Annotated in this window: 12 protein-coding genes; 4 read left to right on the forward strand and 8 right to left on the reverse strand. The window is 67.2% G+C overall.

Going from position 1 to position 11,256, the window contains the following annotated elements; all coding sequences use genetic code 11:
* Positions 1 to 46: 46 nt before the first annotated feature.
* From leuE to gloB, 5 genes are all read right to left on the reverse strand, one after another.
* Positions 47 to 706, reverse strand: coding sequence for a leucine efflux protein LeuE (gene leuE, locus BUB20358_RS22895; protein WP_006764654.1), 660 nt, complete (start codon positions 704 to 706; stop codon positions 47 to 49).
* Positions 707 to 732: 26 nt separating this feature from the next.
* Positions 733 to 1,878 carry a glutamine-hydrolyzing carbamoyl-phosphate synthase small subunit gene (gene carA, locus BUB20358_RS22900; RefSeq protein WP_035972651.1) on the reverse strand — a complete coding sequence of 382 codons (1,146 nt, stop codon included), beginning with the start codon at positions 1,876 to 1,878 and terminating at the stop codon, positions 733 to 735.
* Positions 1,879 to 2,258: 380 nt separating this feature from the next.
* Entirely contained in the window at positions 2,259 to 3,476 is a 1,218-nt protein-coding gene (locus tag BUB20358_RS22905) for an MFS transporter (RefSeq protein ID WP_035972653.1), read from the reverse strand.
* Positions 3,477 to 3,656: 180 nt separating this feature from the next.
* On the reverse strand, positions 3,657 to 5,249 hold the full coding sequence (locus BUB20358_RS22910) for a transglycosylase SLT domain-containing protein (protein ID WP_006764657.1): 1,593 nt from the start codon (positions 5,247 to 5,249) through the stop codon (positions 3,657 to 3,659).
* A 151-nt stretch (positions 5,250 to 5,400) separates the two neighbouring features.
* Positions 5,401 to 6,207, reverse strand: coding sequence for a hydroxyacylglutathione hydrolase (gene gloB / locus BUB20358_RS22915; protein WP_006764658.1), 807 nt, complete (start codon positions 6,205 to 6,207; stop codon positions 5,401 to 5,403).
* Positions 6,208 to 6,225: 18 nt separating this feature from the next.
* On the opposite strand from gloB, the gene BUB20358_RS22920 reads away from it, so the two are divergent.
* Genes BUB20358_RS22920 through dnaQ form a run of 3 tightly spaced genes read left to right on the forward strand, consistent with a single transcriptional unit; the run spans position 6,226 to position 8,251 of the window.
* Entirely contained in the window at positions 6,226 to 7,038 is an 813-nt protein-coding gene (locus tag BUB20358_RS22920; RefSeq protein WP_006764659.1) for a class I SAM-dependent methyltransferase, read from the forward strand.
* The gene (gene rnhA / locus BUB20358_RS22925; RefSeq protein ID WP_006764660.1) at positions 7,035 to 7,478 is read left to right on the forward strand and encodes a ribonuclease HI; all 444 of its coding nucleotides are present in this window, start codon (positions 7,035 to 7,037) and stop codon (positions 7,476 to 7,478) included. Before BUB20358_RS22920 ends, rnhA begins: the two co-directional genes overlap by 4 nt.
* Before the next feature lie 38 nt (positions 7,479 to 7,516).
* Positions 7,517 to 8,251 (forward strand): DNA polymerase III subunit epsilon, encoded by a 735-nt coding sequence (dnaQ, locus tag BUB20358_RS22930; protein ID WP_006764661.1) that lies wholly within the window; start codon positions 7,517 to 7,519, stop codon positions 8,249 to 8,251.
* A gap of 22 nt (positions 8,252 to 8,273) precedes the next feature.
* Here the strand turns inward: dnaQ and BUB20358_RS22935 are convergent, their stop codons facing one another.
* Positions 8,274 to 8,606: a YnfA family protein gene (locus BUB20358_RS22935; RefSeq protein ID WP_035973384.1), complete on the reverse strand. Its 333-nt coding sequence runs from the start codon at positions 8,604 to 8,606 to the stop codon at positions 8,274 to 8,276.
* Between the two features lie 505 nt (positions 8,607 to 9,111).
* Here BUB20358_RS22935 and proP point away from each other — a divergent pair.
* Complete coding sequence (gene proP / locus BUB20358_RS22940) at positions 9,112 to 10,599, forward strand: glycine betaine/L-proline transporter ProP (protein WP_045552478.1); 1,488 nt, start codon at positions 9,112 to 9,114, stop codon at positions 10,597 to 10,599.
* 124 nt (positions 10,600 to 10,723) lie between these two features.
* Here proP and BUB20358_RS22945 read toward each other — a convergent pair whose 3' ends face one another.
* The gene (locus BUB20358_RS22945) at positions 10,724 to 10,921 is read right to left on the reverse strand and encodes a hypothetical protein (RefSeq protein ID WP_035973385.1); all 198 of its coding nucleotides are present in this window, start codon (positions 10,919 to 10,921) and stop codon (positions 10,724 to 10,726) included.
* 88 nt (positions 10,922 to 11,009) lie between these two features.
* On the reverse strand, positions 11,010 to 11,256 hold a 247-nt coding region (locus BUB20358_RS28090; protein WP_437340533.1), incomplete at its 5' end, for a hypothetical protein.

Consider the following 11,256-nt stretch of genomic DNA (forward strand, 5'->3'; position numbering starts at 1 on the left):
TGTGAATTCAATGAGTAATCGTTGTCGTGGGTCGGCCCGCTGCGCTTCAGCTCATGGTGGCGAGCGCGAGCTTCACCGAGAAACCGATGAACAGGCCGCCCACGCCGCTCGCCGCGCCGGCTGCGAGCTTGCGGCGGCGGCGAAAGTGCTCGGCAAGACGCGCGCCCGCGAAGATCAGCGTGCTCAGGTACAGAAAGCTCGCGCATTGCGCGATCGCCCCGAGCACGACGAACGACAGCGCGGGATGCGGGAATGCCGGGTCGACGAACTGGATGAAGAACGAGATGAAGAACAGGATCGCCTTCGGATTCAGGAGGCTCACGATCAGCGCCTTGCGAAACGGCTGCTCGCCGTCGACCGCGCGCGGCACGTCGGCCGGCGCACCGGCCGGCGCGCGCAGCTTGCGCCACGCGCCGCGCAGCATGCCGGCGCCGATGTAGAGGAGATACGCGGCGCCGCCGTACTTGACGACCGAGAACAGCAGCGGGTTCGCCTTCAGCAGCGACGCGACGCCGGCGGCGGACAGCACCATCAGCACCGTGTCGCCGACGAACACGCCGCAGGCCGCGCGATAGCCGGCCTTCACGCCGCGCTGCGCGGCGAGCGACAGCACGTACATCGAATTCGGTCCCGGCAGCAGGATGATGAAGATCACGCCGAACACGTAGGTCCAGATATCCGTGATGCCGAGTGCGTGACCGAACATGATGCGAGCCTCCGTGCGTCAGCCGTTCAGGCGGTGCGCTGCTTCGCCGCGTCCATCAGCGCGGTGAAGCGGTCGAACAGGTAGCCGATGTCGTGCGGGCCCGGCGACGCTTCCGGGTGGCCCTGGAAGCAGAACGCCGGCTTGTCGGTCAGCTCGAAGCCCTGCAGCGTGCCGTCGAACAGCGACACGTGCGTCGCGCGCGCGTTGGCCGGCAGCGAATCGGCGTCGACCGCGAAGCCGTGGTTCTGCGACGTGATCACGACGCGGCCGTCGGCGAGATCCTTCACCGGATGGTTCGCGCCGTGATGGCCCGTCTTCATCTTCAGCGTCTTTGCGCCGACCGCGAGGCCCATGATCTGGTGACCCAGGCAGATGCCGAAGGTCGGCACGCCGCGCGCGATGAACTCCTTCGTCGCCGCGATCGCGTAGTCGCACGGCTCCGGATCGCCGGGGCCGTTCGACAGGAAGATGCCGTCCGGATTGAGCGCGAGCGCGTCGGCGGCGCTCGCCTGCGCGGGCAGCACCGTGACCTGGCAGCCGCGCTCCGCGAGCATGCGCAGGATGTTGTACTTGACGCCGAAGTCGTATGCGACGACGCGGTACTTCGGCGCTTCCTGCATGCCGTAGCCGCTGCCGAGGCGCCATTCGGTCTGCTTCCACTCGAACGGCTTGGCGGTCGACACGACCTTCGCGAGGTCCATGCCGGCGAGGCCGGGGAACGAGCGCGCGAGCTCGATCGCCTTCGCTTCGTCGTCCGAGCCGGCGAGAATGCAGCCGTTCTGCGCGCCCTTGTCGCGCAGGATGCGGGTCAGCTTGCGGGTGTCGATGCCGGCGATCGCGACGACGCCTTCGTCGCGCAGGTAGTCGCCGAGCGTGCGCGACATGCGGAAGTTCGATGCGAGCGTCGGCAGATCGCGGATGATCAAGCCGGCGGCATGGACTTTCGTCGCTTCGACGTCTTCGGCGTTCACGCCGACGTTGCCGATATGCGGATAGGTGAGCGTGACGATCTGACGCGCGTAGCTCGGGTCGGTCAGGATTTCCTGATAGCCGGTGATCGCGGTGTTGAACACGACTTCGCCGATCGTGTGGCCGTCGGCCCCGATCGAATAACCACGAAAGACCGTGCCGTCGGCAAGTGCAAGCAAAGCGGGAGAAAAAGACGGCAACACGGGAGGCTCCTTGGGGAACACCCTGCTGCCGACCTGTTTACCCTGCCGCGCGCGCACCGCGCGGCGGATGCGCGCGGCGTCGCTAGCTGGACGCGGCCTGCGTTGTCGACATGCGAGGCCGGCGCGTGGCGCACGAGGCTTCGCGACATCGCCCGACAGGCGGCGTGCGGCGGATGAACGGGATGAGTGAGGTAGGCGCTAGGGTGCGAGGTTGATCAGCACAAACTTTCAAATTATAGCCTGAAAAAGGCCTAATCTTCAATCGATATGACGGTGCGAACCCGCACGCGCAGCGTCCGGCAGCGCGGCTTCGCGTGCGCACGATCGGCTGCGTCCCCGTTTTCACGGCGCCGTGCCGTGCATGCAAGCGTACTGCCGGATCAGTGCGCGTGGCCAGTGTCGCGCGTCGGCCATACGTACCATATGGCGCTCGCGAGCTGCAGCGCGAGCAGCACGCTCCATGCAGTGACGTGCGCGGCGGCCGGATAACGGCCGTCGATCGGCTGCCAATGCGACAGCACCGCGCCGATGCCGATCTGGAACGCGAAGATCAGCAGGAAGATCACGAGCGTCAGCGTCGTGTTCGCGCGACCGATCAGATGCGCGGGAAAATGTCCGGCCATCACCGCGTACGTAAGGATGCCGACGCCGCCGAACATTCCGTACGCGCCCCACAGCATCGCCGGCGGCAGCGGCACGCGCGCGACGATCGCGACCTGCGTCGCGACGAACAGCGCCATGCCGATGCCGCAGAATGCGTAGACGGACACGCCGCGCCGCTCCAGCATGCGCGCCGCCGCACCGAAGCCGACGCAACCGGCCATCATCGCGAAGCCGAGCACCGACACGAGCCGCGCGGCATGCGGCGCGTCGAAGCCCGCGACGTCACGCAGATAAGGACCGACCCACAGCGACTGCATCGCATAGAACACGCCCTGCGTGACGACCGAAAACGACGCGATCTTCCAGAATGCGCGGCTGTTCAAAATGTGCCAGGTGCCCTTGAACTGGCTGACGAGTCCGCCCTGGTGACGCGTGTCGCCGGCGTCGGGCGCGCCGAAGCCGATCGCGGCCGCGACGACGACGGTCAGCACCGCAAGCGCCGCGCAGACCGCGCGCCAGCTCGTCCAGCCGAGCAGCCAGGTCAGCGGCGAGCCGACCGCGACGCCGCCGAGGCCGCCGACCGCCATCACGAGCCCGTTCACGAACGGCAGCCGGCCGACCGGGAAATGCTGCGCGAGCGCCTTGAACGCCGCGCCGAGGCAAACCGACACACCGACGCCGATCAGCAGCCGGCCCGCCATCATCGCGCCGAGTCCGTGCGCGGCACCGAACACGGCAGCACCGGCGGCGGCGAACAGCAGCATGCCCGCGGTCACGCGGCGCGGTCCGAAATGATCGAGCATCACGCCGGCCGGAATCTGCGCGCCGGCAAAGCCGAGGAAATAGAGACTCGTGAGCACGCCGAGATCGGCCGCCGACAGCCCGAGTTCGTGCGTGACGTACGGCGCGAAGCCGAGATTGACGCCGCGAAACACGTACGACACGAAATAGCCGATCGCAAACAGCGCGAGCACTCTCACCTGCACCGACGACATCGATCCTCCTGATTTCCTGGCGCTGCGATACGGCAGCGGGCAGCGTCCGCACACAACCGAAGCCGCAAACGAAAACGCCGTCACCTCGGTGACGGCGTTCGACGCGTTTCGTCGGATGATAGCGCAAGCGCGAGCCCGACGACGGCGATGCCGCGGGGCCGCGCTGCGGCCGCGCACGCGTTACTTCTTCTTGCTCTTGTGTGCGACGGCCTTCGGTGCCGCCTTGGCCGGCGCGGCCTTCGCGGGCGCCGCGACTTTCGTCGCGCGCGCCGCCGGCTTCGCTACGCCGCGCTTCGTGCCGCGCGCGGACTTGCCGCGGACCGACAGGCTCGCGCGCTCGATGTGCGCGCCGCCGGCCGACGTCGCGATCCGCTCCGGCCCCGGCTCGGCCGGCACCGCGCGGCCGACCGGCACGTGCAGCACGAGCGCCTGGCCCGGCATCACGAGATCGCGATGCGTGCGGTTCCATGCCTTCAGCTGTCCGACCGACACGCCGTAGCGGCCGGCGATCGCCGCCATCGACTGCTTGCGGCGCACGCGGATCAGCATCTTGCGCGTGTCCGGCACGTCCGGCTCCATCGCGAGTACGCCGTTCTCCGCGACGTCGGCGCTGATGTCCTCGTCATCGTCGTCGCCGCGCGGCACGACGATCGTCGAGCCGGGCTTCAGGCGCATGCCGGCCGGAATCTTGTTGACCGACATCAGCGTGTCGGCGTCGACGCCGATCTTCTCGGCGATCGCGGCCGGCCGCGCGCGTTCGCTGACTGTGTACGTCGTCCACGACGAAAGCTGGCCGCCATACGACTTCAGGTTCTTCTCGAACGCGGCCGCGTTGTCGAACGGCAGCAGGATCTGCGGCTCGGTCGCGCCGAGGATCACCGGCTTCGAGAACGACGGGTTCAGCGAGCGGAATTCGTCGAGCGACAGGTTCGCGAGCTTCGCGGCAACCGCCACGTCGATGTCGCGCGACGTCGTGACCGTGACGAAGTACGGGTGGTTCGGAATCTCGGGCAGCGTCAGTCCGTACTGCTGCGGATTCGCGATGATGTTCTTCACCGCCTGCAGCTTCGGCACGTAGTTGCGCGTCTCGTTCGGCATCCGCAGGTTCTGGTAGTCGGTCGGCAGCCCGGCCGCCTGGTTGCGCGCGATCGCACGCTGCACGTTGCCCTCGCCCCAGTTGTACGCGGCGAGCGCCAGATACCAGTCGCCGAACATGTCATGCAGGCGCGACAGGTAGTCGAGCGCCGCGCTCGTCGACGCGAGCACGTCGCGCCGCTCGTCCTGCCACATGTTGCGCTTCAGGTTGTACGTGCGCCCCGTGCCCGGCATGAACTGCCACATGCCGGCCGCCTTCGCGACGGATAGCGCCTGCGGATTGAACGCGGATTCGATGAACGGCAGCAGCGCGAGCTCGGTCGGCATGTGACGCGCCTCGAGCTCCTCGACGATGTGATACAGGTACTTCTGCGAGCGCTCGGTCATGCGCTGCACGTAGTCGGGCCGCTGCGTGTACCACGTCGTCTGCATGTCGACGAGGTCGCTCTGCAGGTCGGGCATCTGGAAACCGCGGCGGATGCGTGCCCAGAGATCGGAGTCTGCGCTGGTCAGGTCGCCGACGGATTGCTTGTCGACGTCGACGGTTTCTTTGGCGGTGGCTGATTTGCGGAGGTAGTTGGACGTCGCTTGCGAATCGGCGGCGTTGTTGGCGACAGGGGCCTGGCTCGCACAAGCGGCGAGGAGCAGGACCATCAGCGCACTCAATATAAGTCGCATGAAAATCTCGGCTTCCGACGGCTGGAAATTGCAGGCGATACTACGGAAGTGCGTGCTTCACGTCAATAAAAACACCGAAAACTCAGCCAAATCCGACGTTTGGAGCAATTTTTACAGATACCGCTTGAGCTTTTGAGTCCTGGTATACGCGTCATCGGAAGCGGTTTTTCCATTCGCGCATCAGCGTGAATGCGGTCAGCCGGTCCGGAACGGTTTCATGAAGCTCGGCTTCGAGCGTCGCGCGGATCGCATCGCTGTCGGACCGCATGAACGGGTTCACCGCGCGCTCGTGCGCGATCGTCGTCGGCAGCGTCGGCACGCCGCGCGCGCGCAGCGCCTGCGCTTCGTCGCGCCACGCGGCGAGCGCCGCATTGCCGGGTTCGCACGCGAGCGCGAAGCGAATGTTCGACAGCGTGTATTCATGCGCGCAATGCACGCGCGTGTCGCCGGGCAGCGCGGCGAGCGCATCGAGCGACGCGAGCATCTGCGCGGGCGTGCCTTCGAACAGCCGGCCGCAGCCGCACGAAAACAGCGTGTCGCCGCAGAACACGTGCGGCACGGCGGCACCGTGCCCCGCATGCTGGAAATAAGCGATGTGGCCGCGCGTATGACCGGGCACGTCGAGCACGTCGAACGCGACGGCCGGCGCCGCGACGCTCACGCGGTCGCCGCCCGCGAGCGCATGCGTGACCACGCCGATCGCCTCGGCCGCCGGGCCGTAGACCGTCACCGGCGCATCGTCCGATCGGCCATCGAGCAATGCCGCGACACCGCCGACATGGTCGGCGTGGTGGTGCGTGAGTAGAATAGCGGTCAACCGCCAGCCTCGCTCGTCAAGAACGCGGCGCACCGGCGCGGCTTCACCCGGATCGACGGCGATCGCATCGCGACCGTCCGACACGAGCCAGATATAGTTGTCTTCGAATGCCGGCACCGGCACGTATTCCAGCTCGTTCATGGGCGCGCAACCATCGTTATGTCCGATCGACAAATTATAGACTGGCCCGCCTGGACCGACTCCCCACCCGGCCGCTACGTGCTGGGCTGGGAGCAGGCGCAGCTCGACCGGATCGTGTCCGACGTGTTCGGATTTCACGCGCTGCAACTGGGCCTGCCGCAGCTCGACGCGCTGCGCGAAAACCGCATGCCGTATCGCGGCCTCGTGCTCGATCCGGAGAGCGGCGCGAGCGCGCCCTATCGGTACCCGTGGGTACGCGACGCGCACGGGCCGAAGCACGCGCCGGCCGACCGCAGCACCACGTGGTGCGATCTGCTCGACCTGCCGTTCGAATCGCAGAGCGTCGACCTGATCGTGATGCCGCATACGCTCGAATTCACGTCCGATCCTCACCGGCTGCTGCGCGAGGCCGAACGCGTGCTGATGCCGGAAGGCCAGCTCGTGATCACCGGCTTCAATTCGCTGAGCCTGTGGGGCATGCGGCAAACGTTCGGGCGCATCGCGAACCGGCCGTTCGTGCCGGCCGCGCGCGACCAGATCGCGTTCATCCGGCTCAAGGACTGGATCAAGCTGCTCGGCTTCGATCTGGAGCGCGGCCGCTTCGGCTGCTACCGGCCGCCGCTCGCAACGGACAAATGGCTCGCGCGCTACGGCTTCATGGAAGCCGCGGGCGACCGCTGGTGGCCGATCTTCGGCGCGGTGTACATGGTCACGGCCGTCAAGCGCGTGCGCGGCATGCGCCTCGTCGGCCCGATCAAGGTGAAGAAGCCCGTGCTCGCACCGGGCCTCGCACCCGCAGCCTCCCCGACCATCCATCAAGAACGTTCATGACAACCGACACCATCGACATCTATACCGACGGCGCCTGCAAGGGCAACCCCGGCCCCGGCGGCTGGGGCGCGCTGCTGCGCTACGGCGACCACGAAAAGGAGCTGTTCGGCGGCGAGCCGAACACGACCAACAACCGGATGGAGCTGATGGGCGTCATCGCCGCGCTCGAGGTGCTGAAGCGTCCGTGCCGCGTGATCGTGCATACCGACTCGCAATACGTGCAGAAAGGCATCAGCGAGTGGATCCACGGCTGGAAGAAGAAGGGCTGGGTCACTGCGGCGAAGACGCCCGTGAAGAACGCCGACCTGTGGAAGCGCCTCGATGCGCTCGTGATGCTGCACGACATCGAATGGCGCTGGGTGAAAGGCCACGCAGGTCATCCCGAAAACGAACGCGCGGATGCGCTCGCGAATCGCGGCGTCGCGTCGCTCGCGGCCTGAACATCGGCCGCCTTCCCGTCATTTTCGATTTATCCGACATGCGCCAGATCATTCTCGATACCGAAACCACCGGCCTGAACGCCCGCGCGGGCGACCGCATCATCGAAATCGGCTGCGTCGAGCTGCTGAACCGGCGGCTCACCGGCAACAACCTGCACTTCTACGTGAACCCGGAGCGCGACAGCGATCCGGGCGCGCTGGCCGTGCACGGGCTCACGACCGAATTCCTCAGCGACAAGCCCAAATTCGCCGAAGTCGCCGATCAGATCCGCGAATTCGTGCGAGGCGCCGAGCTGATCATCCACAACGCGCCGTTCGACCTCGGCTTCCTCGACGCCGAGTTCGCGCTGCTCGGGCTGCCGCCGTTCAGCGAGCATTGCGCGGGTGTGATCGACACGCTCGTGCAGGCCAAGCAGATGTTCCCCGGCAAACGCAACTCGCTCGACGCACTGTGCGACCGCTTCGGCATCAGCAACGCGCATCGCACGCTGCACGGCGCGCTGCTCGACTCGGAGCTGCTCGCCGAGGTCTATCTCGCGATGACGCGCGGACAGGACAGCCTCGTGATCGACATGCTCGACGACGCGGCAACTGTCGGCGGCGCAGCCAACGGGCAGCGCGTGTCGCTCGCGGCGCTCGATCTGCCGGTGCTGGCCGCGAGCGACGAAGAGCTCGCCGCCCATCACGCACAGCTCGACGAGCTGGACAAATCGGTCAAGGGCACCTGCGTGTGGCGCACGTCCGACGCCGTGGACGCCGCCGAAGCCGCATGATGCTGCGTCGCGCAGCCGCGCGTCACACGCGCGGCTGCAGCGCGATCAGCGCCATCCCGCCGAGCGCCAGCACCGCGCCGGCCACGTCCCAGCGGGTCAGCGCGATGCCGTCGACGACCCGCAGCCAGACCAGCGCGACCGCGATATAGACGCCGCCGTACGCCGCGTACGTGCGTCCGGCCGCGCTCGGATGCAGCGTCAGCAGCCACGCGAACAGCGCGAGCGACAGCGCGGCCGGCACCAGCAGCCAGAGCGGCCGCCCCGCTTTCAGCACGAGCCACGGCAAGTAGCAGCCGACGATTTCGGCCAGTGCGGTCGCCGCGAACAGCGCCGCGATCTTGATCCATTCGGTCATCCGATTCCCCGTCGATTTCGCGCGCGTCGCAGCGCCGTCGACGCCCCGCCGCGCGCCGCCGATCATACCCGAGCGCGCCCCGCCAGACGGGGGTTTCCCGGCAATTTGCACGATCGTCTGTCATCGTGCTATCATGTCGCCTGTTTCACATTCAATCTCTGTCTATTCGATTTCGATCGGTCCGTTTGCGCAGCGCGCGCCGGGCGTTCGATCGAAATTGCACCCAACAGAAAAGCCCGCCCGACAGGCCCGCTTTTCTCGTTTCGTCGCCCCGTCGGGGCGCGCGCCGGAACGGCCGACGATCGGTCCGCACCGGCATCCGCCGCTCGCATCGCGCGGCCCATTCTTCATGAGCGCACCGTCGCGACGGCCCACCGGGCCCGCGTCGAAGCAGTCCTTTGCGCAGTAAGCGTTTAACGGCTGCCCCGACGCGCCGCACGTGACTTCGCGCTCGCCGGCAAACCGTGTCGGACGGCCCGCCGTTCCGGCGCAGTCAAAGGAGTGCATGACCTTGACCGCAACACACGTCAGCCCGACCGCTGTTTCTTCCACCGGCTCGCATGACGAGCCCACGCTCGCCGCGGACGACATTACCGTCGTCGACCAGAGCCTGCTCAAGCGCGCCGTCAGCGCAATGGCCATCGGCAACGCGATGGAATGGTTCGACTTCGGCGTGTACAGCTACATCGCCGTCACGCTCGGCAAGGTGTTCTTCCCGTCCAGCAGCCCGTCCGCGCAGCTGCTCGCGACCTTCGGCACGTTCGCGGCCGCGTTTGTCGTGCGCCCGCTCGGCGGCATGGTGTTCGGCCCGCTCGGCGACCGCATCGGCCGCCAGCGCGTGCTCGCTGCGACGATGATCATGATGGCCGTCGGCACGTTCGCGATCGGCCTGATTCCGAGCTACGCGTCGATCGGCATCATGGCGCCGGTGCTGCTGCTCGTCGCCCGCCTCGTGCAGGGCTTTTCGACCGGCGGCGAATACGGCGGCGCCGCGACCTTCATCGCCGAATTCTCGACCGACAAGCGCCGCGGCTTCATGGGCAGCTTCCTCGAATTCGGCACGCTGATCGGCTACGTGATGGGCGCGGGCGTCGTCGCGCTGCTCACCGCGTCGCTGTCGCAGGAAGCGCTGCTGTCGTGGGGCTGGCGCGTGCCGTTCCTGATCGCCGGCCCGCTCGGCCTGATCGGTCTCTATATCCGGATGAAGCTCGAGGAAACGCCCGCGTTCAAGCGCCAGGCCGAGCAGCGCGAAGCGCAGGACAAGGCGGTACCGAAGGCGCGCTTCCGCGAAACGCTGATGCGCAACTGGCGCGCGCTGCTGCTCTGCGTCGGGCTCGTGCTGATCTTCAACGTGACCGACTATATGGTGCTGTCGTACCTGCCGAGCTTCATGTCGTCGACGCTGCACTTCGACGAATCGCACAGTCTCGTGCTCGTGCTGATCGTGATGGTGCTGATGATGCCGCTGACGCTCGCCGCCGGCCGGCTGTCCGACAAGGTCGGCCGCAAGCCGGTGATGCTCGCCGGCTGCGTCGGGCTGCTGGTGCTGTCGATTCCGTCGATGATGCTGATTCATGCGGGCACGACCGCGTCGGTGTTCGCCGGGCTGCTGATCCTCGGCGTACTGCTGTCGTGTTTCACCGGCGTGATGCCGTCCGCGCTGCCGGCGCTGTTCCCGACCGAGATCCGCTACGGCGCGCTCGCGATCGGCTTCAACGTGTCGGTGTCGCTGTTCGGCGGCACGACGCCGCTGATGACAGCCTGGCTCGTCGACGTCACGCACAACCTGATGATGCCCGCGTACTACATGATGGGCGCCGCGGTGATCGGGATCGTGTCGGTCGTCGCGCTGGCCGAGACGGCGCGCAAGCCGCTCAAGGGCTCGCCGCCGGCCGTCGCGACGCACCGCGAAGCGCATCAGCTCGTGCGGCAGCTGCGCGACGAAGACGTGTCGGAGGACGTGTACGACGTCGTGTCGACCGCGCGTGCGTAAGCGTCGCGCATGAAAAAGCCCCGGCAAATGCCGGGGCCCGATCGAACGGCCGGCTGTCCGGCCGAATCGCCCGACCGGCTCATGCCGGTCGGGCTTTTTTTTCAGTCGCGCATTGCCGACGCGCTCACGCGTGCCCTTCGCAGTGGCTGCAGAAGATCAGCGCCCGCGAGCGCGACACCGCGGCCTGCGCACCGCGCGCGGCGACGATCAGCCCGACCTGGCCGAGATTGAAATCGCGCTCGACCATCAACTGCGTCAGCGCGGCAAGCGGCAACACGACGGACGGGTGGTACAGGCTCGATTCGATCAGCGCTTTCATCATCGGCTCCATCAGGCAATGCGTTATTCGATGGAGTGGATTCTAGGGATCGGCCGTCCGCGGATAAACAGCGCGAATGCGAAGTCACTTGTCAGCCGCCGAGAACAATCGACGGCGGCTTGCCGGGCGGCGCCGCGGAGCGGATACGAGCGGCATCGGGACGGACACCGACCGATGCGACGCGGCCGGCTTTCCGGGCTCCGCCGTCACGGCGGCTCGTCGTGACGCCGTGTTGTCGTGTTGCCATGTTGCCTGTTGCCGTGTTGCCGTGTTGCCGTGTTGCCGTGTTGCCGTGTTGCCGTGTTGCCGTGTTGCCGTGTTGCCGTGTTGCCGTGTTG

The organism is Burkholderia dolosa (assembly GCF_902499135.1).
Classification (GTDB): domain Bacteria; phylum Pseudomonadota; class Gammaproteobacteria; order Burkholderiales; family Burkholderiaceae; genus Burkholderia; species Burkholderia dolosa.

What these genes read in the sequence shown, in the direction of transcription:
- dnaQ (WP_006764661.1), top strand. Translation starts at nt 7,517, where the DNA reads ATGCGCCAGATCATTCTCGATACCGAAACCACCGGCCTGAACGCCCGC.
- BUB20358_RS22905 (WP_035972653.1), bottom strand. Translation starts at nt 3,476, where the DNA reads ATGTCGTCGGTGCAGGTGAGAGTGCTCGCGCTGTTTGCGATCGGCTAT.
- BUB20358_RS22910 (WP_006764657.1), bottom strand. Translation starts at nt 5,249, where the DNA reads ATGCGACTTATATTGAGTGCGCTGATGGTCCTGCTCCTCGCCGCTTGT.
- proP (WP_045552478.1), top strand. Translation starts at nt 9,112, where the DNA reads ATGACCTTGACCGCAACACACGTCAGCCCGACCGCTGTTTCTTCCACC.
- leuE (WP_006764654.1), bottom strand. Translation starts at nt 706, where the DNA reads ATGTTCGGTCACGCACTCGGCATCACGGATATCTGGACCTACGTGTTC.
- BUB20358_RS22945 (WP_035973385.1), bottom strand. Translation starts at nt 10,921, where the DNA reads ATGATGAAAGCGCTGATCGAATCGAGCCTGTACCACCCGTCCGTCGTG.
- rnhA (WP_006764660.1), top strand. Translation starts at nt 7,035, where the DNA reads ATGACAACCGACACCATCGACATCTATACCGACGGCGCCTGCAAGGGC.
- BUB20358_RS22920 (WP_006764659.1), top strand. Translation starts at nt 6,226, where the DNA reads ATGTCCGATCGACAAATTATAGACTGGCCCGCCTGGACCGACTCCCCA.
- BUB20358_RS22935 (WP_035973384.1), bottom strand. Translation starts at nt 8,606, where the DNA reads ATGACCGAATGGATCAAGATCGCGGCGCTGTTCGCGGCGACCGCACTG.
- gloB (WP_006764658.1), bottom strand. Translation starts at nt 6,207, where the DNA reads ATGAACGAGCTGGAATACGTGCCGGTGCCGGCATTCGAAGACAACTAT.